This is a genomic window from Kitasatospora sp. NPDC058492 (assembly GCF_042720685.1).
Lineage (GTDB): Bacteria > Actinomycetota > Actinomycetes > Streptomycetales > Streptomycetaceae > Kitasatospora.
Window position 1 is genome coordinate 33,016 of record NZ_JBHXMU010000030.1, and the last position, 25,132, is coordinate 58,147.

General features: G+C 72.8%; 27 protein-coding genes and 1 riboswitch. Of the genes, 6 read left to right on the top strand and 21 right to left on the bottom strand.

The window, feature by feature from the left end:
• Positions 1-47: 47 nt before the first annotated feature.
• The 5 genes from ACFWPI_RS20715 to hisC form a co-directional block, all read right to left on the bottom strand.
• Positions 48-743 carry a hypothetical protein gene (locus ACFWPI_RS20715; protein ID WP_380371383.1) on the bottom strand — a complete coding sequence of 232 codons (696 nt, stop codon included), beginning with the start codon at positions 741-743 and terminating at the stop codon, positions 48-50.
• A 7-nt stretch (positions 744-750) separates the two neighbouring features.
• The gene (locus ACFWPI_RS20720; RefSeq protein ID WP_380371381.1) at positions 751-1,962 is read right to left on the bottom strand and encodes an ABC transporter permease; all 1,212 of its coding nucleotides are present in this window, start codon (positions 1,960-1,962) and stop codon (positions 751-753) included.
• The gene (locus tag ACFWPI_RS20725; protein ID WP_380371378.1) at positions 1,959-2,762 is read right to left on the bottom strand and encodes an ABC transporter ATP-binding protein; all 804 of its coding nucleotides are present in this window, start codon (positions 2,760-2,762) and stop codon (positions 1,959-1,961) included. Before ACFWPI_RS20725 ends, ACFWPI_RS20720 begins: the two co-directional genes overlap by 4 nt.
• 2 nt (positions 2,763-2,764) lie before the next feature.
• The gene (locus ACFWPI_RS20730; RefSeq protein WP_380371376.1) at positions 2,765-4,165 is read right to left on the bottom strand and encodes an efflux RND transporter periplasmic adaptor subunit; all 1,401 of its coding nucleotides are present in this window, start codon (positions 4,163-4,165) and stop codon (positions 2,765-2,767) included.
• A 292-nt stretch (positions 4,166-4,457) separates the two neighbouring features.
• A complete protein-coding gene (gene hisC / locus ACFWPI_RS20735) occupies positions 4,458-5,534 on the bottom strand; it encodes a histidinol-phosphate transaminase (RefSeq protein ID WP_063348414.1) in 1,077 nt (358 codons plus the stop codon).
• Between the two features lie 383 nt (positions 5,535-5,917).
• On the opposite strand from hisC, the gene ACFWPI_RS20740 reads away from it, so the two are divergent.
• From ACFWPI_RS20740 to ACFWPI_RS20750, 3 genes are all read left to right on the top strand, one after another.
• A complete protein-coding gene (locus ACFWPI_RS20740) occupies positions 5,918-7,075 on the top strand; it encodes a LacI family DNA-binding transcriptional regulator (RefSeq protein WP_063348415.1) in 1,158 nt (385 codons plus the stop codon).
• 114 nt (positions 7,076-7,189) lie between these two features.
• Positions 7,190-8,401 (top strand): metallophosphoesterase, encoded by a 1,212-nt coding sequence (locus tag ACFWPI_RS20745; RefSeq protein ID WP_380371373.1) that lies wholly within the window; start codon positions 7,190-7,192, stop codon positions 8,399-8,401.
• 240 nt (positions 8,402-8,641) lie between these two features.
• A complete protein-coding gene (locus tag ACFWPI_RS20750) occupies positions 8,642-9,475 on the top strand; it encodes a hypothetical protein (RefSeq protein ID WP_380371370.1) in 834 nt (277 codons plus the stop codon).
• Here the strand turns inward: ACFWPI_RS20750 and ACFWPI_RS20755 are convergent.
• Positions 9,433-9,924, bottom strand: a complete 492-nt coding sequence (locus tag ACFWPI_RS20755; RefSeq protein ID WP_063348417.1) for a hypothetical protein — start codon at positions 9,922-9,924, stop codon at positions 9,433-9,435. The genes ACFWPI_RS20750 and ACFWPI_RS20755 overlap by 43 nt on opposite strands.
• A gap of 212 nt (positions 9,925-10,136) precedes the next feature.
• Positions 10,137-10,586 (bottom strand): DUF5994 family protein, encoded by a 450-nt coding sequence (locus tag ACFWPI_RS20760; protein ID WP_063348418.1) that lies wholly within the window; start codon positions 10,584-10,586, stop codon positions 10,137-10,139.
• A gap of 256 nt (positions 10,587-10,842) precedes the next feature.
• Here ACFWPI_RS20760 and ACFWPI_RS20765 point away from each other — a divergent pair, with 256 nt between their 5' ends.
• Complete coding sequence (locus ACFWPI_RS20765; RefSeq protein ID WP_380371366.1) at positions 10,843-11,274, top strand: CBS domain-containing protein; 432 nt, start codon at positions 10,843-10,845, stop codon at positions 11,272-11,274.
• A 43-nt stretch (positions 11,275-11,317) separates the two neighbouring features.
• Here ACFWPI_RS20765 and ACFWPI_RS20770 read toward each other — a convergent pair whose 3' ends face one another.
• From ACFWPI_RS20770 to ACFWPI_RS20805, 8 genes are all read right to left on the bottom strand, one after another.
• Complete coding sequence (locus ACFWPI_RS20770) at positions 11,318-11,725, bottom strand: type II toxin-antitoxin system VapC family toxin (RefSeq protein ID WP_380371363.1); 408 nt, start codon at positions 11,723-11,725, stop codon at positions 11,318-11,320.
• Positions 11,722-11,952 carry a hypothetical protein gene (locus ACFWPI_RS20775; protein WP_043915407.1) on the bottom strand — a complete coding sequence of 77 codons (231 nt, stop codon included), beginning with the start codon at positions 11,950-11,952 and terminating at the stop codon, positions 11,722-11,724. Before ACFWPI_RS20775 ends, ACFWPI_RS20770 begins: the two co-directional genes overlap by 4 nt.
• A 132-nt stretch (positions 11,953-12,084) precedes the next feature.
• On the bottom strand, positions 12,085-12,531 hold the full coding sequence (locus tag ACFWPI_RS20780) for a type II toxin-antitoxin system VapC family toxin (protein ID WP_380371361.1): 447 nt from the start codon (positions 12,529-12,531) through the stop codon (positions 12,085-12,087).
• Complete coding sequence (locus tag ACFWPI_RS20785; protein ID WP_380371359.1) at positions 12,521-12,748, bottom strand: AbrB/MazE/SpoVT family DNA-binding domain-containing protein; 228 nt, start codon at positions 12,746-12,748, stop codon at positions 12,521-12,523. The genes ACFWPI_RS20780 and ACFWPI_RS20785 overlap by 11 nt, the downstream gene beginning before the upstream one ends.
• A 158-nt stretch (positions 12,749-12,906) precedes the next feature.
• Positions 12,907-14,760 carry a phosphomethylpyrimidine synthase ThiC gene (thiC, locus tag ACFWPI_RS20790; RefSeq protein ID WP_380371356.1) on the bottom strand — a complete coding sequence of 618 codons (1,854 nt, stop codon included), beginning with the start codon at positions 14,758-14,760 and terminating at the stop codon, positions 12,907-12,909.
• Positions 14,756-14,890: riboswitch (TPP riboswitch) on the bottom strand. (Overlaps the previous gene by 5 nt.)
• 138 nt (positions 14,891-15,028) lie before the next feature.
• Complete coding sequence (locus tag ACFWPI_RS20795) at positions 15,029-15,229, bottom strand: DUF5326 family protein (RefSeq protein WP_063348421.1); 201 nt, start codon at positions 15,227-15,229, stop codon at positions 15,029-15,031.
• A gap of 216 nt (positions 15,230-15,445) precedes the next feature.
• Positions 15,446-16,114 carry a thiaminase II gene (tenA, locus tag ACFWPI_RS20800; RefSeq protein WP_063348422.1) on the bottom strand — a complete coding sequence of 223 codons (669 nt, stop codon included), beginning with the start codon at positions 16,112-16,114 and terminating at the stop codon, positions 15,446-15,448.
• A 91-nt stretch (positions 16,115-16,205) separates the two neighbouring features.
• Positions 16,206-16,523 (bottom strand): cupin domain-containing protein, encoded by a 318-nt coding sequence (locus ACFWPI_RS20805; RefSeq protein WP_063348423.1) that lies wholly within the window; start codon positions 16,521-16,523, stop codon positions 16,206-16,208.
• Between the two features lie 153 nt (positions 16,524-16,676).
• Between ACFWPI_RS20805 and ACFWPI_RS20810 the strand changes: the two genes are divergently transcribed.
• A complete protein-coding gene (locus ACFWPI_RS20810; RefSeq protein ID WP_063351244.1) occupies positions 16,677-17,057 on the top strand; it encodes a phage holin family protein in 381 nt (126 codons plus the stop codon).
• Positions 17,058-17,193: 136 nt separating this feature from the next.
• On the opposite strand, the gene ACFWPI_RS20815 is transcribed toward ACFWPI_RS20810, so the two are convergent.
• Positions 17,194-17,619, bottom strand: a complete 426-nt coding sequence (locus ACFWPI_RS20815; RefSeq protein ID WP_380371351.1) for an SsgA family sporulation/cell division regulator — start codon at positions 17,617-17,619, stop codon at positions 17,194-17,196.
• 248 nt (positions 17,620-17,867) lie between these two features.
• Positions 17,868-18,743, bottom strand: a complete 876-nt coding sequence (locus tag ACFWPI_RS20820) for an IclR family transcriptional regulator (protein ID WP_380371348.1) — start codon at positions 18,741-18,743, stop codon at positions 17,868-17,870.
• 327 nt (positions 18,744-19,070) lie between these two features.
• On the opposite strand from ACFWPI_RS20820, the gene ACFWPI_RS20825 reads away from it, so the two are divergent.
• Positions 19,071-19,613, top strand: a complete 543-nt coding sequence (locus ACFWPI_RS20825) for an NUDIX domain-containing protein (protein ID WP_063348425.1) — start codon at positions 19,071-19,073, stop codon at positions 19,611-19,613.
• Positions 19,614-19,653: 40 nt separating this feature from the next.
• Here ACFWPI_RS20825 and ACFWPI_RS20830 read toward each other — a convergent pair whose 3' ends face one another.
• From ACFWPI_RS20830 to ACFWPI_RS20845, 4 genes are all read right to left on the bottom strand, one after another.
• On the bottom strand, positions 19,654-21,345 hold the full coding sequence (locus tag ACFWPI_RS20830) for a globin domain-containing protein (RefSeq protein WP_380371345.1): 1,692 nt from the start codon (positions 21,343-21,345) through the stop codon (positions 19,654-19,656).
• 223 nt (positions 21,346-21,568) lie between these two features.
• A complete protein-coding gene (locus ACFWPI_RS20835; protein WP_380371422.1) occupies positions 21,569-22,879 on the bottom strand; it encodes a dihydrolipoamide acetyltransferase family protein in 1,311 nt (436 codons plus the stop codon).
• Positions 22,879-23,883, bottom strand: coding sequence for an alpha-ketoacid dehydrogenase subunit beta (locus tag ACFWPI_RS20840; RefSeq protein WP_063348427.1), 1,005 nt, complete (start codon positions 23,881-23,883; stop codon positions 22,879-22,881). The genes ACFWPI_RS20835 and ACFWPI_RS20840 overlap by 1 nt, the downstream gene beginning before the upstream one ends.
• On the bottom strand, positions 23,883-25,022 hold the full coding sequence (locus ACFWPI_RS20845; RefSeq protein ID WP_380371342.1) for a thiamine pyrophosphate-dependent dehydrogenase E1 component subunit alpha: 1,140 nt from the start codon (positions 25,020-25,022) through the stop codon (positions 23,883-23,885). The genes ACFWPI_RS20840 and ACFWPI_RS20845 overlap by 1 nt, the downstream gene beginning before the upstream one ends.
• Positions 25,023-25,132: the final 110 nt, after the last annotated feature.

Sequence of the window (25,132 nt, forward strand, 5' to 3'; positions counted from 1 at the left end):
CGCCCCAGGGATGGGCGAGGGCCTCGCGGCGTCCGGGAGCTACGGGGTCAGCCCCCGGACGGGTTCTTGGGAGCACCTCCACCGCCGAAGCCACCGCCGAAGCCACCGCCGAAACCGCCCGCGCCGCCCGCGCCGCCCGCCGCGCCCTCGACGAGCTGGCTGGCCGCGTAGCCGCCGTTGGCGTCGGGGGCGCCGACGACGGTCACGCTCTGGCCGGGCTGGAGGTCGGTGACCTTGCCCTCCTTGTTGAGCTGGACCTTCGTCGCGTCGCCGGTGGTGACCTTGACGGTGTTGCCGTTGGCGTCGGTCAGGTAGACGGTGGTGCCGTCGACGGCCTTGACCGTGCCCCGGGTGAACCCGCCCTGGCCGCCCTGCCCAGCGCCCTGACCAGCGCCCTGGCCGGAACCCTGGGCACCACCCTGCCCACCCCGGCGGGACCCGCTCTGCCCGTACCCGCCTCCGCCACCACCACCCGCCCCGGCCGCCCGCTGCTGCCCGGCGGCGGAAGCCGTCGCGTGCGAGGCGCCGCCGTTCGTCCCGTGGTTCTGCTGGTACCAGACCCCGCCCGCGAACGCCCCACTGGCGATGACGCCCCCCGCCAGCACCAGGCTGAGCCAGGGCAGCTTGCGCCGCGGCGGGGCGGCGAGCTCGGCGGTGACGTCGCGGGCGTCCGGCGGGGTGGCGAGCAGGGCGACCTGCTCGGCCGGCGTGCTGCTGCTGACCGTGGCGATCTCGTTGCTCATGGGAGTCCTACTCGTGCCGGAGGGCGTCGATCGGCCGCAGCGAGGCGGCCCGGTTGGCGGGGTAGCTGCCGAAGAACAGCCCGATGGCGACGGCGATGCCGAACGCGCCGATCACGGATTCGGGGATCACCACCGGTTTGATGCCGACGATGCTGAAGTGCGAGCCGGCGATTCCGGCGGCCACCCCGAGCCCGGCGCCGAGCACCGAGAGCAGGGTCGATTCGGTCAGGAACTGCCCGAGGATCACCGCGCGCGGGGCGCCGAGCGCCTTGCGGATGCCGATCTCCCTGGTCCGCTCGGTGACCGTCACCAGCATGATGTTGGTGATCCCGATCCCGCCGACGAGCAGCGAGATCGCCGCCACCGCGCCGAGCAGCACGGTGAAGGTCTTCGTGGTGCTCTCCCTCGCCGTGAGCAGCGAGGACTGGCTGGTGATCCGGAAGTCGGCCTTGGTCGGGTCGGCGATCGCGTGGGTGCCGAGCAGCACCCGGGTGATCTCGGCCTGGGCCGCGGTCGTGCTGTCGGCCGAACCGGCCTGCACCAGGATCTGGTTGACCGATCCGAAGCCGGTGAAGGCGTTCTGCACGGTCGGCAGCGGGGCGATCACCACGTCGTCCGGGTCGGTGAAGCCGCTGCCGCCCTTGGCCTGGAGCACGCCGACCACGGTGAACGGGGTGCCGCCGAGGACGATCTTCTTGCCGACCGGGTCCACGGTGTCGAACAGCTGCTTGGCCGTCGTGGCGCCGAGCACCGCGACCTTGCGCGAGCCGAGCACGTCGTCGTCGGTGAAGTACTCGCCGTGCGCGACCTTCTGGTTGGCGGTCTCGAAGTACGCCGGGTAGGTGCCGACGATCGAGCCGGGGCTGTACGAGATGTCCCCGTACAGCGCCGTCCCGCTGGTGGTGACCACCGGGGCGACCGACTTGATCGCGGTCGAGTCGGTGTCGGCGGCCAGTGCCTTGGCGTCGGCGACCGTCAGCTTCTTCACCGAGGAGGTGGCGCGGGCGCCGCCGCTGGCCGAACCGGAGCTGACCGTGAGCGAGTTGGTGCCGAGCGAGGTGATCGACTCCTTCACCGCGACCGACGATCCGTTGCCGACGGCCAGCAGCAGGATCACCGAGGCGACGCCGATCAGCACCCCGAGCATGGTGAGCGCCGAACGCACCTTGTTGGCGGCCAGGCCGCCGACCGCGAAGCGGAGCATCTGCCAGAGGATCACGCCGACACCCCCAGCTCGCACAGCAGCGGCGGCGGCCCGTCCACCGGGGCCTGCCGGACGTCGCTGACGATCCGGCCGTCGACCAGCCGGAGCACCCGCTTGGCGTGCCGCGCGACTTCGTCCTCGTGGGTGATCAGGACGACGGTGCGGCCGGTGGCGTTGAGCGCGTCGACGAGGTCGAGGACCTCCTCGGTGGAGCGGCTGTCCAGGTTGCCGGTGGGCTCGTCGGCGAGCAGCATCGCCGGTGCGGTGACCAGTGCCCGGGCGACCGCGACGCGCTGCTGCTGGCCGCCGGAGAGCTGGTTGGGCCGGTGCCCGGCGCGCTCGGCGAGGCCGACCAGGGAGAGCGCGGCCAGGGCCCGGCGGCGCCGCTCCGAGGCCCGGACGCCCGCGTAGGCGAGCGGCAGCTCGACCTGGGCGAGCGCGGTGGTGCGCGGGATCAGGTTGAAGGACTGGAAGACGAAGCCGATCTTGCGGTTGCGGACCAGCGCGAGCTGCCCCTCGTCGAGGTGGCCGACGTCGATGCCGTCCAGCAGGTAGCGGCCGGCGGTCGGGACGTCCAGGCAGCCGAGGATGTTCATCATGGTGGACTTGCCGGAGCCGGAGCTGCCCATCACCGCGACGAAGTCGCCCTGGTGGATGTTCAGGCTGACGCCGAGCGGGCCGCCGGTGTCCGGGTCCTCCGGGCCGTGCAGCGCGTGCACGACGGCGTCGCCGTGCCCGTACGCCTTGGTGATCCGGCGCAGCTGGATGACGGGCGGGGGCGCCGCCGGGACGCGCTTGTCGATGACGTGACGCATGCTCAGCCCTTACCGCCCCGGCCGGCCCCGCCGCCGCCGTTGCCGCCACCGCCGACGCCCGCCAGTCCGGCAGCGCCGCCCTGACCGCCGCGGCCCTGGCCGCCGCCGACCCCCGGGAAGGAGGCGTTCGGGAAGCCGTTGCCGCCGCTGGTGGTGGGGAGTTCGACCTTGTCGCCCTCCTTCAGCCCGGAGACCACCTGCACCGTGCTGTCGCCCTCGACGCCGACCCCGACGCTGACCCGCTCGCTGGAGCCGTCCGGGTGCACCACGGTCGCGGTGCGGCTGGCGCCGGTGCCGGAGAGCGCGGAGGTGGGCAGCGACAGCGCGCTGTCCGCCTCGCCGGTGATCACCTGGACGGTGGCGCTGAGGCCGGTGCGCAGCGTGCTGGTGTCGCCGCTGAGCTGGAGCGTGGCGGCGTACTGGACGGCCGTCGAGCCGGCGCTGCCGCCGCCGCTGCTGGGCAGCGAACTGACGGACAGGACACTGGCGTTGAGCTTGGTGTCGGACTGCGCGTTCAGGGTGACGGTGGCCGCCTCGCCCTTCTTGAGCTTGAGCGAGTCCAGCTCGGAGAAGTTGGCGGTGACCTGCATCCCGGTCGGGTTGGTCAGCACGATGAAGCCGCTCGGCGCGCCGCCCGAAGCGGTGCTGCCGGTGGACGACTTGCCGGTCGACCCGGACGACCCGGAGGAGCCGGACGAGCCGGACGAGCCGCCGGAGCTCGCGCCCACGGTGTCGCCGACCTTCGCCGAGACGGACGCGACCGTCCCGTCCACCGAGGCGGTCAGGGTGGTGCCGGTCAGCGCCGCCTGGGCGTTGGCGAGGGTGGTCTGCGCGGTGGCGACCTGCTGCTGGGCCTGGGCGACGGCCGCGTCGTCGACCTTGGTGGTGGTGATGGTGGTGGTCTGCGGAGCGGGCGTGCTGTTCGCGCCCGCTCCGCGTTCCCCACCACCGCCGCCGTTGCCGCCGGCGCCGGAGGTCGCACCCGGCAGCGGCTGGGTGGTCGTGGTGGTGACACCGGCCTGCGCCTTGGTGAGGTTGGCGTCGGCCGTGGTGAGGGACGCCTGGGCGGCGTCCACCTGCTGCTGGGCGGCCGTGGTGTCGACGGTGGCGAGCAGCTGGCCCTTCTTGACGGCGTCCCCGACCGCGACCTTGACCGAGGTGAGCCGGCCGCCGGTGGCGAAGTCCTGGGCCGCGTCGGTCGGTGAGACCAGGGTGCCGGTTCCGGACACGGTGGCCAGGACCGTTCCCTTGGCCACGGTCGCCGTACGGATCTGGGTCTTGCCGGCGGCGGCACTGGTGCCGCTGTTCACTGTGGCGTACACCAGGGCGGCACCGCCCAGGAGCGCCACGCCGAGCGCGGAGTTGACGAGGACGACGCCTCGCCGTCGCGGGAGCACCTTCATGCCGGACAGCTTTCCTGGGCGCTCTTGCGGAGCCCTGGGCGCGGGCTGGGAGAAGACTGACCGGGCGGATCCGGGCATTCCGGTCACACCGCCCGGTTCGCGCGGGCGCCTTGGCCGTGCCGTGGGCCTTCGTTGGCCGAACTCCCAGCGGGCTCCCAGTGAGTTCCGGTGAGTTCCGGTGATCTCCAGCCATCCGGCAGCGCCCCGGGTCCCACCGCCGACCGGCCCCAGGCCCCCGGGAACGCCGTAGGGGCGCACCGCGAACGGCGCGCCCCTACGGAGAAGAGAGGGATCAGAGCGTCTTGCGGAACGCCTCGGCCACCGAGAGGAAGATCGAGTTGCCCTCGGTCTCGCCGATCGAGATCCGGACGCCCTCCGGGAACGGCCGGACGATCACCCCGGCCTCGGCGCACGCGACGGCGAACTCCTGCGAGCGCTCGCCGAGGCCCAGCCAGACGAAGTTGGCCTGCGAGTCCGGGATCTCCCAGCCCTGGGCGCGCAGCGCGGCCACCACCCGGGTGCGCTCCTCGACCAGCGCGTCCACCCGCTCCAGCAGCGCCTGCTCGGCGCGCACCGAGGCGACGGCGGCGTTCTGGGCGAGCTGGCTGACGCCGAACGGGACGGCGGTCTTGCGCAGCGCGTTGGCCACCGGCTCGTGCGCGATCGCGAAGCCGACCCGCATGCCCGCGAGGCCGTACGCCTTGGAGAAGGTGCGCAGCACGCAGACGTTGGGGCGGTCCCGGTAGAGGTCGATGCCGTTGGGCACCTCGGGGTCGCGGATGAACTCGATGTACGCCTCGTCGACGACCACCAGGACGTCGGACGGGACGGCGTCCAGGAAGCGCTCCAGCTCGGCGCGGTGGATCACGTTGCCGGTGGGGTTGTTGGGGTTGCAGACGAACACCAGCCGGGTCTTCGGGGTGATCGCGGCGAGCATCGCGTCCAGGTCGTGGTCGCCGGCCTCGGTGATCGGCACCGGGACGGGGGTCGCGCCGGCGACCTGGGTGATGATCGGGTACGCCTCGAAGGAGCGCCAGGCGAAGACCACCTCGTCGCCGGGGCCCGCCGTGGCGAGGATCAGCGACTGGGCGACGCCGACCGAGCCGGTGCCGGTGGCGATGTGCTCGACGGGCACGCCGAAGCGCTCAGCCAGCACCTCGCTGAGCTCGCCGACGGCCATGTCGGGGTAGCGGTTGAGCGAGCCGGCCGCCGCGACCGCCGCCTCCAGCACGCCGGGCAGCGGGTCGTACGGGTTCTCGTTGGAGGACAGCTTGTACGCGTCGGCGCCGGCCGGCTTGCCGGGCTTGTAGGTGGGGATGCCGTCCAGGGTCGGCCGCAGCCGCGGGCCCTGCGCTGACGTACTCGTCACGGTCCTACTCCTTCTCGATGCTGTCCGCGCGCGTTCGGCACGCGTTCGGCGCGTGTTCGGCGCGTGTTCTCCGGTGCGGTCGCCCCCGCCACCTGTGGGATCGCCACCGTGCCCGGGATCTCGGAACGCGTCCGGGGCACCCCGGTCGGGTGCCTTGAACGATACCGACCGCGCTCACCCGTAGGGGTGAGATGCCCGGTCGGGTGACAGGCGCAGATCAGCCATTCTGCCGGGTTCCTTTGGCACATGTCAGAGGTAAGACGGCTGGTTTCGTGCGGGTATCGAAGGAGCGCACCCCGGCTCACTCTTGGAGAAACGTATCTCCGAGGGCTCCCGATGCGCCGGTCACAGACCCTTGTCAGGAGCCATACGATCGGTCCGCCATGACAGCAGCAGCCAACCAGAGCGGTCGGCGTCCCACCACCTCACGGCGTCTGGAGCGGGCCGGCATCCGGGATGTGGCAGCAGCCGCCGGAGTGTCGATCACCACCGTCTCCGACGCGCTGAACGGAAAGGGCCGCCTGCCCGACGAGACCCGCAGCCGGGTGCGCGAGGTCGCCGAACGCCTCGGCTACCGGCCCTCCGCGGCCGCCCGCACCCTGCGCACCGGACGGTCCGGCCTGATCGGGCTGACCGTCACGACCTACGGCGAAGAACCGTTCACCTTCACGGAGTTCGCGTACTTCGCCGAGATGGCCCGGGCCGCCACCAGCGCCGCCCTCGGCCGCGGCTACGCGCTGGTGGTGCTGCCCGCCTCCTCCCGCCACGACGTCTGGGGCAACATCGCCCTGGACGGCACCGTGGTGATCGACCCGCCCGACCAGGACCCCCTGGTCAGCGAGCTGTACCGGTCCGGCGTCCCGGTCGTCAGCGACGGCAAGCCCGGCAACTGCCCGGTCACCGCCTGGGTCGACAACGACCACGAGGCCGCCGTGCTCGGCATCCTCGACCACCTCTCCGAGGCCGGCGCCCGCCGCATCGGCCTGCTCACCGGCACCAGCACCGACACCTACACCCGGCTCTCCACCGAGGCCTACCTCGGCTGGTGCGCCAAGGTCGGCCAGGAGCCGGTCTACGAGGCCTACCCCGCGCACGACCCGGCCGCCGGCGCCGTCGCCGCCGACCGGCTGCTCGCCCGCCCCGACCGGCCCGACGCCGTCTACGGCCTGTTCGACCCCAACGGCACCGACCTGCTCGCCGCCGCCCGCCGCTACGGCCTGCGGGTCCCCGACGACCTGCTGCTGGTCTGCTGCAGCGAGAGCGACGTCTACGCCACCACCGAACCGCCGATCACCACGCTCTCCCTCAAGCCCCGCCGGATCGGCACCACCGTGGTCAACCTGCTCATCGACGCCATCGAGGGCGTCGACTCCGGGACGGGCGTCGACATCGCCCGGCTCTTCCCGCCGCGCTTCCGCACCGCCGGCACCGGCCCGCCACCGGGCACCCTGATGCCGACCGAGCTGATCGTCCGCGCGTCCTCCCTGCGCCGGAGCCCGCGCACCACCGTCAGCCCTCCCCGGCCCCCGGGCGAGGTCTAGACCATACCGAGCCGGGACAAAACGGACCTTGCGGGACGGCCCGGCTGACGCTCCGGAGGATTGGATACCCACCAGGTGACGACGCCGGGAGAGTGGTCTTCCTATGATGGGCGAATGACACCCGAGGACCGCTTCCCCGGGCCTGAACACCCCGACTCAGGCCCCCGCCACCAGCCGGACCTCGACGTGCTGCCGTACGGCACCTACTACGAACCGGAGCCCGCCACCGGCTACCCCGGCACGCCGTACGAAGCGGAGACCTACAGCGGCTACGGCGGAGCCCGCTACCTGGAGCAGCACTGGCCCGCCGACGGGCAGGACCACACCGTGCACGCCCCGGAGAACGCCCCGGTCTTCCACCAGGACCACCCCGGCTACGAGCCGGCCCTGCACGACCAGCAGCCCCCCGGCCACCAGGCCCCCGGCCGCGACGACCCGCCGACCATCGAACTCGGCCCGCCGCTGCCCGACCCCTCCGCGCCCAGCTACCCGTACCCCGCCCCCGGCCCCGGCGAGCCCCCCGGCCCGCTCTACGTCGTCGGCGACGTGCACGGCTACCTGGAGGAACTGCGCGCCGAGCTGCGCCACCAGGGCCTGATCGACGCCGAAGGCCACTGGTCCGCCGGCCGCTCCCGGATCTGGTTCCTCGGCGACTTCACCGACCGCGGCCCCGACGGCATCGGCGTCATCGACCTCGTGATGCAGCTCGCCGCCGAAGCCGCCGCCGCCGGCGGCTACTGCCGTGCCCTGATGGGCAATCACGAACTGCTCTTCCTCGGCGCCGCCCGGTACGGCGACGAACCCGTCCAGTCCACCGCCGGCACCGCCTCCTTCCTCGCCGCCTGGCGGCTCAACGGCGGCCAGCAGCACGACCTGGACCGCCTGGAGGGCCACCACATCAGCTGGCTCTCCCGGCTGCCCGCCATCGCGCTGGAGGACGGCCACCTGCTGCTGCACTCCGACACCACCGCGTACCTGGAGTACGGCGAGTCCATCCCCGACGTCAACGACGCCGTCCACAGCCTGCTCGCCGACGAGGGCGTCGACGAGTGGTGGGACTGCTTCCGCCGCTTCACCAAGCGCTTCGCCTTCCGCGGCGACGCCGGCCCGACGGCCGTCCACGAACTCCTCGACACCTACGGCGGCACCCGCATCGTGCACGGGCACAGCCCCATCCCGTACCTCACCGGCGCGGTGCACGCCGACGACGGCCAGCCGCCGCACATCCCCGGCCCCTACGTCTACGCCGACGACCTCGCGGTGGCCATGGACGGCGGTGTCACCATGGAAGGGCGCCTGCTCGTCGCCCGACTCCCCGTCAACTGAGGCCCGCGAACCGGGGCCGGTCGAACGGGCGTTCCCGGCGCCCGGGCCACCGCACGCGCGCGGGCCGGGGCGCGAAATTCCGGAAACCGACTGTCAGCACGGCCGCGCCCGCCCCTACCATGAGGCACACCACACCCGGCCGCCCGTCCGGCGGCCCGCCTCCGCGCCCGTTTCGGCGCCCCTGAGGGCCCCGCGGCCCCTGGGGCGGAGCGAACCGGGGTCCGCATGAACGGGGTCCCCATGACCAACCCCCCGCCGCTGCTCGCCGAGGACCGCCCGGAATACGAGCGCCTCCTCGCCGAAGCCCTGCGCGACCGCACCGTCCTCACCGCCCTACGCGCACCCGGCGCGCTCACCACCGACCAGCTGCGCATCCGCGCCCTGCGCGACGCCGACGCCATCGCCGCCGCGGCCGCCACCGAGTACGCGCACTACACCCGGCTGCGCGAGACCCTGCGCACCACACCCCCGCCGCCCCCGGGCGCCGAACCCATCGCCCCCGGACTGCTCACCCAACTGCGCTCCGCCAACGGCGGCGCCGGGCTCTTCCCCGTCCTCACCGTGCTCACCCCGGTCCTCGCCTGGACCGCCGCCCTCGTCCTGCTGCTCATCGGCTACCTGCTGCGCGCCGCCAACCCCGACCTCACCCTCGCCCGCAGCCTCGTCACCGCCGGCTGGGTCGCCCTCGCCGCCGGAGTCGCCGCGATGGCCATCGGCATCATCGGACTCGTCCTCACCGCCATACGCGACGGCGGCGCCGCCGCCCCGGCCGGCACCGACCCCGAACTCGCCGCCGAACTCGCCGACGCCCGCCGCGAATGGCGCACCGCGCTGCGCGACCACGGCCTGCTCCCCTACCTGCACACCCACCTGCCCGCCGTCCCCGCCGGCGCCCCCGACTTCACCAGCCCGGGGTACACCTCACCCGACTTCTCCAGCCCGGGCCCCGTCCCCACCGCCGACTACACCTCACCCGACTTCACCAGCCCCGGCACCGTCCCCACCCCGGCCCCCGACTTCACCGCCCCCGGCTACACCAGCCCCGCCTTCACCAGCCCCGACGACGTCACCTGAACACCGGACACCGGCGGCCGCCCGCCCAGCAGCCGCTCGCCCAGCGCCCGCTGGCCGCGCGCGAGCCACCCCACCGGCCAGCGCAGCAGCACGTACAGGCAGAGCCCCCAGCCGGCCGCGTGCACCGCCCACACCCCGGCCATGGTCGGGCCGCCCCAGGCCTGGTGGTAGTCCGTGTCCAGGTACCAGACCGGGTACCCGAAGTTCCGCACCGAGTTGAAGAGCGAGTACCCCACCAGCAGGAACGCCGCCGCGTCCAACGGCAACCCGAGCGCCGCCCGCCCCAGCACCCGGCCACCGGTCCAGCCCCGGCCCCCGGACACCCACGCCTGCCACCGCGCGGCCCGACCGGGCCGGCCGGCGAGCACCAGCGCCGCCCCCACCACCCCGGCCGGCAACGCCAGGAAGGCCCGGGCGGCGGTGCTGGTCTGACGGCGGATCGCGGACATCTTCGGGCTCCTCACCCTCGTTCGGCTGTTGGCCTCACCCTCCCGTGACACCGACCGGGCGGTCGTCACACCACGGGGCCGGATCAACCGTCATACCCCGGTACGACGTCCGGTGGTGTGCCGCTGCTCCCCCGCACGGGGGAGCCGGTTCCCCCCGGGTGCAGACCGTCGTCTTCCGGCTCGGTTCACCGGGTGCCGGTGGGCAACAGCCGTCAGGAGGTCAGCAGTTCGGCCGCCGGGGTGTGGTTCCCGGTCGCGGACGCCCCCGCCATCGCCGTGGAGGCCTTCTCCGGGTCGGTGCGGGGCGGCACGACCAGGAGGAGGAAGTGGTCCTGGAAGCCGCGGGTGACGCTGATGGTCGCGTGGCTGCTGGTGAGCCAGTTGACCCTGATCAGGAGGCCGTTCACCACGACGGACCGGGGCACGCCGTCCCAGGCCGAGGTGTCGAGGCCCACCCGGATGATGCGCCCCAGGTGGGCGCCGAGCGCGGTGACCAAGTCCGGCAGTTCGGCCAGCACCCGGTTCGAACGCGGCCACCAGGCGCCGTCGAAGACCCCGCCCCGCGACATCGTCGGCTCCAGCACCAGACGTGGCAGCAGCGGGACGCCGGGCACGGACCACGGCCCGGGGGTGGCGGGAACAGGGAGGGGGATCGGCAGCATCAGAAGCCGCCCGTCCGGTCCGCAGGGACCTGTCATGACCTAGGGCGACACCAGCGCCGGTACCGGTATACGGAATGTCCTCGGTTGTCTCCCAACGGTACTCCGCGGCACCCTCCGACGGGCCTCCCGTCACGGGAGTACGCTCGAAGACATCCAGGGCATTCCGCATCCCGGTACCCGTTCCGGCTTCGTTCTGGGTGAAGGGTCGTCCGAGCCGTTCCGGCCGGGCACCCGGGGACGGGAAGCGGTGACCACCGTGACCACTCACGCCCCGCAGGCGACACGCACCGGTCACGGCCTCACGGTCGCCGACGCGATGGAGCCCTGCGAGTACCAGATAGCCGACGACAGCACCGTCGACCAGGCCAACGACATCCTGCGCGGCGCCCACGTCGAGTACCTGCTCGTCCGCGACCACGACGGCCGGTGCGAGGGGCTGGTCACCCGCACCGGGCTCCACACCTTCCTGGAGCACCCCCGGACCACCGAGCGGACCTCGATCGGCGCCACCGCGCACCAGCGCGGCCCGTTCGCCTGGCCGGCCCTGGGCCTGGCCCTGGCCGCGATCACGATGCGGATCAAACGCATGGCGGTCTGGCCCGTCGTCGACGACGACGGCTACATCCTCGGCATCCTCACCGCCGACCGCGCCACCGGCCTCCTCGAACCCGCCCCCGCCCTCGCCTGACCCGCACCGCCCCGCCGGGCACCGCTGAGGCGCGCTGCTCCGGCTAGGGGCCGGTCGAGGCGAAGACCTCGATGTCGCACTTCGCCGCGCCGCTGCGCCTGATCCTCGCGTCACTGGTGATCAGCGGTACGCCGAGGGCTTCCGCCAGGGCGACGTACTGGGCGTCGTAGGCGCTGAGGTTGGCATGCAGCTTCTTCACCCTGTCCCAGAACGCCAGCGTCTCCCGCTTGGCAATGGGAAGCATCCGGTAGGCGGCGACCGCTCGTTCCACTTCCCGCTCGGTCAGCTTGCCGCCCCGCTGCATGCCGAGAAGGGCCGACTGGATCTCGTAGTCCAGGAGGGTGGGGGCGTAGACGTCCCCCGCCACGGCCACCCGGCCCCGGACGAGTTCTCCGTCCGGGCCGTGCGCCGTGAGGACCAGGACCAGGGCGGAACAGTCGATGACGATCAACGCCCGGCTCGCCCCTCGTCGATGGCCGCGACGACGTCGGCGGCACTGACGCGGGCGGTGGTCTCGCGGTCCAGCCGCGCCATCATCTCCGCCATCGTGGGCCTGGACGCCTCCCTGGCGATCAGGTCCTGCATGAACGCCTGCAGCGACTTGCCGGCCTGGGCGGCGCGGACCTTCAGGGTCTGGATCTGGTCGTCCGGGACGTCCCGGATGGTGAGCGCTGTCATATCTGCATTCTAGCGCCGATGCCTGCACAATGCAGACAGTCAAGCCCGCGCGGTTCGCGCGGCGAGCCCTCCCCCGCACCCGGGGGAGGGCTCGCCGTGCACGGCAGCCTCAGTCGGCCAGTGGCAGCCCGACTAGGGGCAGATCAACTCGATGGTCGGGAAGTACGTGCGGTAGCGCGTGGCATCACGGGTCAACAACCGGTAGCCGCGCACCGCCGCATGCGCACCGATGTAGAAGTCCGGCAACGGTGCGGTCTTCTGCCCGCCGCGCTTGCGGTACAGCAGAAATGCCTTGCCGGCCAGGAACCCCGCCTCGCAAGGGAGCGGCTCCCGCGCGAAGTCCTCGGGCGGAAGGACGGCGTCAAGGTCCTCGATCGCGGCGTACGCCACCGAGACCTCCGCGTAGACGATCGGGTTGATCACCACTTCGCCCTCGTCCTGGGCCTTGGACAGCGCGGCCTCCGACCAATCGGCCCAGGTCTCGTCGTCCGTCATCAGATCCAGCAGCACGCAGGAGTCCACCAGCGTCACCGGCCGCGCCCGGCCCGGACCGACCAGCCTCAGTCGGCTACTCGCCACGCAGCAGCTCCATGATCTCGTCAGTGGACATGCCGCCCTCGGCACTTCCCCTCATCCGGCGGGCCGCCCGCTGCCCTCTGGTGGTGTGGCCTGCCCGACGCACTATCCGCAGGACGCCGTCCTCCTCGATGACGTCCACCTCGTCCCCGGGACGCAGGCCGCACTTCTCGCGAAGATCCGCAGGGATCGTGACCTGCCCCTTGCTGTTGAGCCGCATCTCCCGCCTCCGAAGTAGCACGTATTACCACTACCACGTAATACTAGCTCGGCGACCGGCTCCCCCGGTGGCCCGCGTGCAGCCCCGTGGCCCAGGCATGCCGAAGCGCTGCCACAGGAACAGCGAGACACCCGGAGCAGCGCTTCGACAGAACGACGTCAGTCGGCGAGGGGGAGGTAGACGCGGTTGCCCTGGGCGGCGAACTCGGCGGACTTCTCCGCCATGCCCGCCAGGGCCTCGGCGTCGAACTCGGTCTCCACGGCGCTGGAACCGTCGCCGTGCTCGGCGCGGATCTTCTGACTGATCTTCATCGAGCAGAACTTCGGGCCGCACATGGAGCAGAAGTGGGCCGTCTTGGCGGGTTCGGCGGGGAGGGTCTCGTCGTGGAAGGCGCGGGCGGTCTCCGGGTCGAGGGCCAGGTTGAACTGGTCCTCCCAGCGGAACTCGAAGCGGGCGTCGGAGAGGGCGTCGTCCCAGTCCTGGGCGCCGGGGTGGCCCTTGGCGAGGTCGGCGGCGTGGGCGGCGATCTTGTAGGTGATCACGCCGGTCTTGACGTCGTCGCGGTTGGGCAGGCCCAGGTGCTCCTTGGGCGTGACGTAGCAGAGCATCGCGGTGCCCCACCAGGCGATCATCGCGGCGCCGATGCCCGAGGTGATGTGGTCGTAGCCGGGGGCGACGTCGGTGGTGAGCGGGCCGAGGGTGTAGAACGGCGCCTCGTCGCAGATCTCCTGCTGGAGATCCATGTTCTCCTTGATCTTGTGCATCGGGACGTGGCCCGGGCCCTCGATCATCACCTGGACGTCGCGCTCGCGGGCGATCCGGCCGAGCTCGCCGAGGGTGCGCAGTTCGGCGAACTGCGCCTCGTCGTTGGCGTCCGCGATGGAGCCGGGGCGCAGGCCGTCGCCGAGCGAGAAGGTGACGTCGTAGCGCGCGAGGATGTCGCAGAGCTCCTCGAAGTTGGTGTAGAGGAAGTTCTCCTGGTGGTGCGCCAGGCACCAGGCGGCCATGATCGAGCCGCCGCGCGAGACGATGCCGGTCTTGCGGCGGGCGGTCAGCGGGACGTACCGGAGCAGGACGCCGGCGTGGACGGTCATGTAGTCGACGCCCTGCTCGCACTGCTCGATGACGGTGTCCCGGTACACCTCCCAGCTCAGGTCCTCGGCCTTGCCGTCGACCTTCTCCAGGGCCTGGTAGAGCGGCACGGTGCCGATCGGCACAGGGGAGTTGCGCAGGATCCACTCGCGGGTGGTGTGGATGTTGCGGCCGGTGGAGAGGTCCATGACGGTGTCGGCGCCCCAACGGGTGGCCCAGGTCATCTTCTCCACCTCCTCCTCGATCGAGGAGGTGACGGCGGAGTTGCCGATGTTGGCGTTGATCTTCACCAGGAAGTTGGTGCCGATGATCGCCGGCTCCACCTCGGGGTGGTTCACGTTGACCGGGATGACCGCCCGGCCGCGGGCCACCTCGGCCCGCACGTACTCGGGGGCGAGGCCCTCGCGCAGCGCCACGAACTCCATCTCGGGGGTGACCACGCCCCGCTTGGCGTAGGCGAGTTGGGTGACGGCGGCACCACCGCGGCCGCGCAGCGGGCGGCGCGGGCGGCCCGGGAAGACGGCGTCCAGGTTGCGCAGGTTTCCGCCGCGCGGCGAGGTGTGCTTGATCCCGTCGTCCTCGGGGCGCGCCTCACGGCCGTCGTACTCCTCGACGTCGCCGCGCAGGCGGATCCAGGCGTCGCGCAGGGCGGGCAGGCCGCGCCGCACGTCGGGTTCGTAGGCCTGGTCGGTGTACGGGCCGGAGGTGTCGTACAGCGGGACGGTCCTGCCGTTGGTGAGCTGCACCTCGCGGTACGGGACCCGCAGGTCGGGCCGGGACCCTTCGCGGTAGGCCTTGCGCCAGGCCGGGGTGGGGTAGCCGGTGCCGGCGCTGGTGACGGCGCTGGTGACGGTGGCGGCCTCGGTGCCGCTGTTCCCGGTGCTGCGGGCAGGCTGCGGCTGTGCTTCGAACGTGGTCATCTGACCTCAAACTCCCTACGCCGGCATTACCCGGTCAGGTTCCTGCGGTCGACGCAGCCGTCGGTCCGTCCGTCGACGTCCCGGTCAGCGCCCTCTCAGCCCGGTGCTCCGAGCTCCCGCGTCGGCAGGCGGTGTTGCCTGCACATGACGCCCAACACCGTAGCGAGCCGATCGCCGCAGGTCCAGCACGCCTCCGGCCGGCCGGACGCCGCGCCGGGAACGCCGAAGGCCCGGCCCCCGTCCAGGGGGCCGGGCCTCGGGCGGTTGCTCAGCCCTTGGCGGCCTTCTTCACCAGGACCACCACGGCGGCGGCGATACCGGCGACGACCAGCACCTTGATCATGATGCTCAGCAGGGCGCCGACGACACCGAAGACGAATCCCACGATGTTCCAGAGCAGCACCAGGACCAGCACCGGGATGACGATGTTCCGCACCCAGGAGGGCAGCGACTTCCAGAGCTCAGCCATGACCGTTCCTTCTCTCCCCGTGGGGTCGGCTGCCGTCCGGTGCCGCATCCCGCTTGCTTTCGGTACTTCGATCGTACGGGGACACGAGTGCCGGAACGAGGCCCGATGGCCCGGAGAGAACCCCTAGATCACCCCGACCCGGGGCCCCGGGGAGACCCGGGTACGGGCATCGGGGACGACCCCCGGAAAGGGCCCCGCACCCCATGCGACCAGCGGTCAGACCGGCCAGCGCTCGCCGCGCCAGGCGGCGTCCCAGAACATCCACTCGTAGCGCGAGGTGGTCGTGAAGTGCTCGACGACCCGGCGCCGTTCGGCCGGGGAGATCTCCTCGCCGAGGCGGTCGGTGAGCGCCAGCACCCGGCGGACGACGGACTGGAACGCCTCGTCGCCGTAGGTGGCGATCCACTTGGCGTACAGCGGGTCGGGGGAGCCCTGGGCGAGCAGCGCCTCGCCGACCCGGGCGTAGATCCAGTAGCAGGGCAGCACCGCGCCGACGGCCTCGGCGAAGGAGCCGCCGTAGACGGTGGCCAGCAGGTAGCTGGTGTAGGCCCGGGTGGTGGGCAGCACCGGTTCGGCGGCGGCCTGCTCGGCGCTGCCGCCGAAGGCGGTCAGGAACTCGGCGTGCATGCCCTGTTCGGCGGCCAGCGCGCCGACCGCGTCGTCGGCGAAGGCCCGCACGTCCTCCTCGCCGGGCGCCTTAGCCGCGCAGACGGCGAGCGCGCGGGCGTAGTCGCGCAGGTAGTGCGAGTCCTGGACGACGAAGTGGCGGAAGGCCGCACGCGGCAGGGTGCCGTCGGTGAGGCCGCCGATGAAGGGGTGGGCGAGGATCTCGGCGTACACCGGCTCGATGGCCGCCCAGAGTTCTTCCGTCAGGCTCTTGCTCATGCCCAGGACCCTAGACGGTCGGCCCCGGCCGGCCCGCGGACGGTCAGTCCCCGGCAGGTCCCCGGCCGGTTCCCGGTCGGTCCGCAGACGGTCAGCCCTCGGGCGGGGAGAACACCACCAGGACCCGCAGTTCCTCGGTGACGTGGTGGAAGCGGTGCTCGGTGCCGGCCGGGACGTAGACGACGGTGCCGCGCCCGACCGTGGCGGTCTCGGCGCCGACGGTCAGTTCGGCGCGGCCGCTGATCACCTGGTAGATCTCGTCCTGGTCGTGCGCGGTCTGCGGGTCGGTGTCGCCGGGGGAGAGCGCGTAGAGCCCGGCCGACATCCGCGGTTCGCGCAGGAAGCGCAGGTACGCACCGTCGTTCGCCGCGCGTTCGACGTCCAGTTCGTCCAACCGGAACAGCTTCACCGCTGCTCCCCTCCTTCGTCCATCCACCGTGCGGGCCACGGGCATTCAACACCACGGGCGCCGGACCGGGGGCGCCAAGATGTCCGGCGGGAGCGCCAACATGTCCGAGGAGAGCTTCCCCCGGGGCGGCGGGGCCTGCCAGGCTTGGGCGTCATGAAGGGTTTCCTCATCAAGACAGTGATCAACGCGGTGGCCATCTGGGTCGCCGCCTGGATCGTCAACGGTATCCAACTCGCGAGCGGCAAGGCCGACCTGGGACACAAGGCCCTGACGGTGGTCGCCGTCGCCGTGGTCTTCGGCCTGGTCAACTTCCTGATCAAGCCGCTGGTCAAGCTGTTCTCGTTCCCGCTGTTCATCCTCACCCTGGGGCTGATCACCTTCGTGATCAACGCCCTGATGCTGTGGCTGACCTCCTGGGCCGCGGGGAAGCTGCACCTGGACTTCAACGTCACGGGCTTCGTGCCGGCGCTGCTCGGCTCGCTGATCATCAGCCTGGTCTCGTGGGGGCTGCACCTGGCCCTGGACGACGACTGACCTCGGCCGTGGCCGGGCACCGACTGGCCGAACCCGACCTGGCCGGTCACCGACCGGCCGAACACGAGAGGGGCCCGCGCCCGGGTGGTTCACCCGGCGCGGGCCCCTTCGTCGGTGGCGGCGGCGCGGCCACCGCTCACCCCGCGTTCTCACATCCCCGGAGGATGTCCGCGAGCTGGGCGTCGAGTTCCTGCCCGGTGATCTCCTGGCCCATCGGCACCAGCCGGTCGGTGCGCGCCAGGAAGGCGACCAGCGGCGGCGCCGAGGCCCGCAGCAGGGCGTCCCCCTCGGGGGAGTGCAGCACGATGCAGACCTCGGTGAGCTCCTCGCCGACCGGGTGGATGTGCACGTCGCCCTCGCCGGAGGGCCGGCTGATGCCGTCGAGCAGCAGCTCGCGCGCGAACACCCAGGTGACGGGTTCGTCGCCGGGCAGGTGGAAGGTGAACCGGACGGCGTACGGGTCGCCGGGCTCGTACTCCAGGTCCACCACGATGCGGAAGGAGAGCTCGTGCGAGACCACGAGGTTCATCACCAGGTGTCCCTGGACTGTGCTGTGCTGCATGGCGCCAGTACCTCTCGTGGGGCGTGGGGGGCGGCCGGGTGGGCCGTGCGGTGGGGGCGGGGGGCTTCGGATGCGGGGGGCTTCGGGCGTGGGGCCGGGATCGTCAATTGCTGGATGGGTGGCGGTTTCTGACGGTTTTGTGCAACCAATCCCTGTTAGATCACCATCGTCCACGTTTGGGGACGTAGTGGACAAGGTGTGCTTTTTCAAATGGTGAACGGACGGGATCCGTACCGGCGCGAGGAGCGTCAGAGGACGAACGACGGGCCCATCGCGCCCACGCTGCGCCGCAGTTGGCCGGCGACGACGGTCAGCCGGTCGGCCTGTTCGACCGGCAGCGACAGGGCCATGGTGGCAACCATCGGCCCGACGGTGATGGGGACGGCCGCGCAGACGGTGCCGAGCGCGTACTCCTGACGTTCCAGGACGGGCATGGTCGGCCGCAGCGAGGCGAGCCGGCGCAGGACGGCGGCCTCGCCGGTGACGGTGGAGGGGGTGAGCCCGACCGGCGGGTGGCGGGCGAGGTGGTCACGGCGCTCCTCCTCGGACAGTTGGCCGAGCAGGCACTGGCCGATGGCGTGCGCGTGGCCGGTGGCACGGAGGTCGGCCCAGGGCTGGACGGCGGGGCGGCCGGGGTCGTCGGCGACGTCCACCACGTGGATCTCGCCGTCCCGGTAGAGCGCGAAGTAGACCGGGGCCCCGAGTTCGTCCCGTAACCGCTGCATCCGCGTGCGCAGGTCGTGCCGGTCGGACTGCCGGTCGTCGGCCCGGCCTATGCCGTTGACCGACTCCCCGTAGAAGAACCGGCCGTCGGAGCGCCGGAGGTAGCCCTCGTGGGTGAGGGTGCGCAGCAGGTGGTAGGCGGTGCCGAGCGGCAGTCCGGCGGCGCGGGCCAGTTGCTTGGCGGTGGCGCCCTGCCGGAATCCCCCGACGGCCTCCAGCAGCCGCAGCGCCCGCTGGACGGAGCCGATCAGGGTGGGGCCGCGGCCTTTGCCCGGCGAGGTGGACGGCGAGGTGGACGGCGAGGTGGGCGTCGGCGGGCTGCCGGGCGGCGAGGTGGGCGTCGGCGACCTGGCGACGCGCCCGGTGCGGACCGTCCTGGACGGCTCTGCGATCTGATCCATGGCCACGTCCATCCCCCAGCCCGAGTCAATGCACAGAAAGGGCATCCGGAGCGAAGCCCTCCGATCTGCCCGATAGTGGCTCATTGCAGCACAGGGATGACCTCCCTGCAATCACTCTTACAGCGATCACTCGGCAAAATCCTTCGATTCGAAGGTAAATATCAGAATCGATCGACATTTGGAAGATCAGTTCAAGATTCACCTTCGCTATCCAAGATCTATCCGCAGTTACTCCCCGCCCCCGAACGGACGCACCGGTTCGGGCGGGTTTCGGCCGGACCGTCCCGCGGGAGACTCCCGCACAACGCTCCAGCCCCGGAGGTCGCCATGGGCCCCGACAACCGAACCCCGCCGCCCCGCCCGGTGGTGAAGCGCACCGCGCGGGCGATCCTGCTGGAGCTCGACCCGGACGACCCGTACGGCCCGGCCTCGATCGTGCTGATCCGGCGGGTCCGGCCCGGCTCGCCCCAGCCGTACTGGATCACTCCCGGCGGCGGGGTCGAACGCGGCGACCGCACCGTGGTCGAGGCGCTGCACCGCGAGGTGGACGAGGAACTCGGCGGCAAGATCGTCGACGTGGTGCCCGCCTTCGTCGACACCATCAGCCACACGCACCATGACGACGGCACCCTGCTCCACCCGCACGGGGTCAAGGTGCAGCACTTCTTCGCCTGCCGGCTCGCCTCGATGGACCTCAGCCGGCGGCACGGCCCCGAGGTGGACGAGCCCAACGGCGAGTACCAGGTGGTCCGGTTGCCGTTCACCCGCGAGGGGGTGACCTCCGTCAACGTCGTCCCGCCCCGGCTGCGGGCGTACCTGGCGGCCAACATCGAGGGCGTCCGCGCGCTGCTCGCCCCGGACCTCGGCTGACCGACCGATCACCCCGCCGCCCACTCACCCCGCCGCCCACTCACCCCGCCGCGAGGTCGCCCACCAGGTCGTGCCGGATCCGCTCGGCCGGCACGCCCGAGCGCAGCAGCACCCCGACGCCCCGGCGGACCATCGCGGGCGGCCCGCTGAGGAACGCCTCCCGCCCGGCCCACGGCCCGAACCGCCCTACCACCTCAGGGAGTTCGCCGGTCAGCGCACCCTCGGCCGGCCCGGTGCCGGAGAGCACCGGCCGCACCGTGAGCCACGGCAGCCGCCGGGCCAACTCGTCCAGCCCGTCAAGCTCGTACAGATCGGCGGCGCGGCGGGCCCCGTAGAACACGTCGACGGCGCCGACCGGCGTGCCGCGCTCGGCCACCTCCTCGACCAGCGCGCGGATCGGCGCGATGCCGGTGCCGCCGCCGAGGCAGAGCAGGTCCGCGCCGGCGACGTGGTCGGCGGTCATCGTGCCGGCCGCCGGGCCCAGCCGCAGGACGTCCCCGGGCGCGGCCCGGTGGACGAGCGCGTTGCTCACCCAGCCCGCCTGGACGGCCTTCACGTGGAAGGTCAGCAGCCCGTCCGGCCGGGGGGCCGAGGCGAACGAGAAGTGCCGCCAGACCCGCGGCCACCAGGGCGTCTCCAGACTGGTGTACTGCCCGGCCCGGTACGGGTACGCCTGGTCCGGCCGGACGGTGATCACCGCGACGTCCCGGGTGCGGCGCTCGTGCCGGACCACCTCGCCCTGCCACCAGGGCGGCGAGGTGCGGGCGGCGTCCTCGGCGGCCTCGATCATGATCGAGGAGACCAGCCGGTAGACCCGGCGCCAGGCCAGCTCGGTCTCGGCGTCCCACCGGCTGCCCGCGTACCTGGCCAGCGCCTGCACCAGGCACTCGCCCACCGGGCCGTAGTGGCCGGTCAGCGTGCCGTACCGGCGGTGGCCGCGGCCGAGCGCGCCGAGGTGGACGCGCAGGCCGGCCGGGTCGTCGGCGCTGCGGGCGGCGGCCAGCAGCGCGCGGAACAGGCGGTCCCGCTGGACGTCCATGGCGGCGGGGAAGAGCGCCCGGACCTCGGGGTGGTGCAGGAAGATCAGCGCGTAGAAGTGCGCGGTGGCGCGGTCGGCGACCGGCTCGACGACCGCCAGGCTGGCCCGGATCAGCTCCACGTCCCGTACGGTGAGCGGCTGTTCGACGGCGGAGGCGCCGCGGTCGGGGGCGCTGCGGTCGGGGGCGGGCAGCGGGGCGGGCAGCGGGGCCGACAGTTGGGTCGGCCGGCCCTCGGCGGGCTCCTGCGCGGCCCAGGCCCTGGTCCAACTGTCGCCGGGTCCAGCCCAGTTGAGGCCGGGAGCATCGGTGAACAGCGGCCGGAACGCGGGGGCGGCAGGCGGCTCGGCAGGCGGCTCCGGGTAGCCGGGCGCGGGGACGGCCGGCGGCTGCACCGGCGGGACGGGCACCCACGGGAGGGCGGGCACCGCCGGGAGGACGGCCGTCGGCGCCTCGGCCGGGATCTGCGGCGGGAGGTCCGGCGGGTCCAGCGGCATCGGCGGCCGTTCGGGCCCCGCCCCGGCCGCCCTCGCGGCTGCCATCCCGGCCGCCATCCCGGCCGCCGTCACCTCGGCCGTCACGTGTGCCGTCGGGTCCGCCGCCGCGTCCGCCGGGAGCTCCGGCAGGCCCGGGACGGAGGCGGCGCCCGCCGATCCGTACCCGGTGCGGACCAGAAGTGTTCTGCGGGACTTCACCGCAACGTTTCGAGTACCCAAGAGAATCGTTTCGCCTCCGGCCGCCCTGCGCCACCACCTGGCTTGTCTCTGCTGGCGCCTAGGCAGCGTGGCACGCCCGAACTGCTCATCCGACAAATCACGCGAAGCCCGGACACCCGGGCCCGGGACGCGCTACTCTCCCTCGATTCGCGCCCCGTCGCCCTGGGTGCGGAGCACGCCACCCAGGGCGACCGAGCCGTGCTCAGAGCTGCCGCAGCAGCGTCCCCGGCCGCTCCACGCAGTCCGCGACGAACCGCAGGAAACCGCCCGCCGTCCCGCCGTCGCAGACCCGGTGGTCGAAGGTGAACGACAGCTGCACGACCTCGCGCACCGCCAACTCCCCCTCGTGCACCCAGGGTTTGGCGACGATCCGGCCGACCCCGAGCATCGCCGCCTCGGGGTGGTTCAGGATCGGGGTGGAGCCGTCCACGCCGAACACCCCGTAGTTGTTCAACGTGAAGGTGCCGCCGGTCAGTTCGGCCGGGGTGAGCGAGCCGTCGCGCGCCGCCTCGGTCAACCGGCCCAGCTCCTCGCCGAGTTGCTCGGTGGTGCGGGCGTGGGCGTCCCGCACCACCGGGACGACCAGACCCCGCTCGCCCTGCGCGGCGAAGCCCAGGTGCACCGCCGAGTGCCGGATGATGCCCGAACCATCCTCCGTCATACTGGAGTTGAGCTCCGGGAAGCGGGCCAGCGCGACCGTACAGATCCGGGCGAGCAGCGCCAGCACGCTCACCTTCGGGCCCGGGGCGGCATTCAACTGCCGCCGCAGCAGCATCAGTTCGGTGGCATCGGTGTCCACCCAGCAGGTCACGGCGGGGATCTCCCGGTGGCTGCGGCTGAGCTTCTCGGCCACCGCCTTGCGCAGCCCGCGCAGCGGGACGACGCCCTCCCGCGCCACCGGCGCCGGAGCCGTCGGCGCCGTCGGGGCCGCCGCCTTCACCGCGACCGCCCGTTCGATGTCCGCACGCATGATCAGCCCGTCCGGGCCGCTGCCGGAGAGCGCGGCCAGGTCGACCCCCTGCTCCCGGGCCAGCCGCCGCACCAGCGGTGAGATCACCGGCACCACGCCCGGAACGGTCCGCACCACCAGCGCGGGAGCAGCAACAACAACCGGAACAGCAACAGGAACAGCACCCCCCACCCGGCGCCGCCGCCCGCCCTTCCCCGGCTCGGCGACCCCGTACCCGACCAGCGGCCGCTCCACCTCCGCCGCCGCCCCGGCCAGCATCCCGGCCGCCGCCTCGGCCAGCAGCGAGGCCCCGTCCGCCGGAGCCACCGCGACCGTCACCAGCGGCGCGCCCACGGCGATCTCCTCGCCCTCCTCGCCGTACCGGGCGGTGACCACCCCGCCGTACGGGCAGGGCACCTCCACCACGGCCTTGGCGGTCTCCACCTCCACCACCGGCTGGTCGACCGCGATCACCTCGCCGACCTCGACCAGCCACCGCACCACCTCGGCCCCGGTGAGTCCCTCACCGAGGTCGGGCAGCCGGAACTCGCGCACGACGGGCATCATCCTCGGTCCTCCCACTGCAGCCGGGCGACCGCGTCCAGGATCCGGTCCACCCCGGGCAGGTGGTGGTGCTCCAGCATCGGCGGCGGGTACGGGATGTCGAAGCCGGTCACCCGCAGCACGGGCGCGGCCAGGTGGTGGAAGCAGCGCTCGGTGACCCGGGCGGCGATCTCCGCACCGGTGCCACCGAAGCCGCTCGCCTCGTGCACCACCACGGCCCGGCCGAGCGAGCGCACCACCCGGCAGACCGTCTCGTCGTCGAACGGCACCAGGGTGCGCAGGTCCAGCACCGCGAGGTCCCAGCCCTCGGCCTTCGCCGTCTCGGCCGCCTCCAGGCAGACCGGCAGCGAGGGCCCGTAGGTGATCAGCACGGCGGAGGTGCCGGGCCGCCGCAGCACGGCCCGGCCGATCGGCTCGACCGGCGCGGCCGGGTCGAACCCGTCCTTGCCCCAGTAGAGCCGCTTGGGCTCCAGGAAGACCACCGGGTCGTCGGAGGCGATCGAGGCCCGCAGCAGCCCGTACGCGTCGGCGACCGTCGCCGGGGTGACCACGTGCAGGCCGGGGGTGGCCGCGTAGTACGCCTCGGAGGCGTCGCTGTGGTGCTCGACCCCGCCGATGCCGCCGCCGTACGGGATGCGGACGGTGATCGGCAGCGGGAGCCGCCCGGCCGTGCGGTTGCGCATCTTGGCGACGTGCGAGAACAGTTGCTCCAGCGCCGGGTAGGCGAAGGCGTCGAACTGCATCTCGACGACCGGGCGCAGCCCGTACATCGCCATGCCGATCGCGGTGCCGAGGATGCCGGCCTCGGCCAGCGGGGTGTCCAGGCAGCGGTCGGGGCCGAACTCGGCGGTCAGCCCGTCGGTGATCCGGAAGACGCCGCCGAGCGCGCCGACGTCCTCACCGAGCACGTGCACCGCCGGGTCCTCGCGCAGGGCGTCGCGCAGCGCCGCGTTGAGCGCCTGCGCCATGGTCGCCGTACGGGTCGGTGTGGCCGTCTGGTTCATCAGTGCTGCACCTCGGCCTCGGCGGCCAGCTCGGCGGACAACTGGGCGGCCTGTTCCCGCAGTTGCGGGGTCGGCTCGGCGAAGACATGGGTGAACAGCGCCATCGGGTCCAGCTCGGGGTCGGCGTGGAACTCTGCCCGCATCCGGGCCGCCAGCGCCTCCCCCTCGTCGGCCGCCGACTGCACCAGCGCGTCGTCCAGGACGCCGAGTTCGCGCAGCGAGCGGTCCATCAGCAGGATCGGGTCGTACTCCCGCCAGGCGGCCACCTCCGGATCGGTGCGGTAGCGGGTGGCGTCGTCGGCGTTGGTGTGCGCCTCGACCCGGTAGGTGAGCGCCTCGACCAGGGTCGGGCCGCCGCCGGTCCTGGCCCGCTCGACCGCCTCGGTCAGGACGCCGTGCACGGCGGGCGCGTCGTTGCCGTCCACCAGCCGGCCCGGCATGCCGTAGCCGACGGCCTTGTGGGCGAGGGTGGGCGCGGCGGACTGCGCGCTGAGCGGGACGGATATCGCGTAGCCGTTGTTCTGCACCAGGAAGACCACCGGTGCCTGGAGCACCGCGGCGAAGTTCAGCGCCTCGTGGAAGTCGCCCTCGCTGGTGCCGCCGTCGCCGAGCATGGCCAGTGCGACCACCGGCTCGCCGGCCAGCCGGGCGGCGTGCGCCAGCCCGACGGCGTGCGGGGCCTGGGTGGCGAGCGGGGTGCAGAGCGGGGCGGTGCGGGTGGCGCGCGGGTCGTAGCCGGTGTGGGCGGTGCCGCGCAGCAGGGTCAGCGCCTCCAGCGGGTCGACGCCCCGGGAGACCACCGCGAGGGTGTCGCGGTAGCTGGGGAACAGCCAGTCGGCCTCGCCGAGCACCAGCGCGGCGGCGACCTGGCAGGCCTCCTGGCCGGTGGACGCCGGGTAGACGGCCAGCCGGCCCTGCTTGGTCAGGGTGGTGGCCTGCTGGTTGAAGCGGCGGCCGACCACCAGGCGGCGGTACAGCTCGCGCAGCAGTGCGGGGTCGTACTTCTCCAGCGCGGGGGTGCCGAGCACCCGGACCGGTGAGGCGTCCGGGAGCAGGGGGGCCGGGTCGGTCCGCGGGGCGGTGGCCCCGGGGGTCCAGCCGGGCACCGCCGTGTGGTGTCTGTGGTCGAGAACGGTCATCTCGGGGCACCTCCTGGGGTGGCGGGGGCTCCCTACCGATTGTTCGGTCGTCTGTTCATCTTGACCAGAAGCGTGACAAGGTGGTGGACATTCGGCCTGAGCGGCGGTCG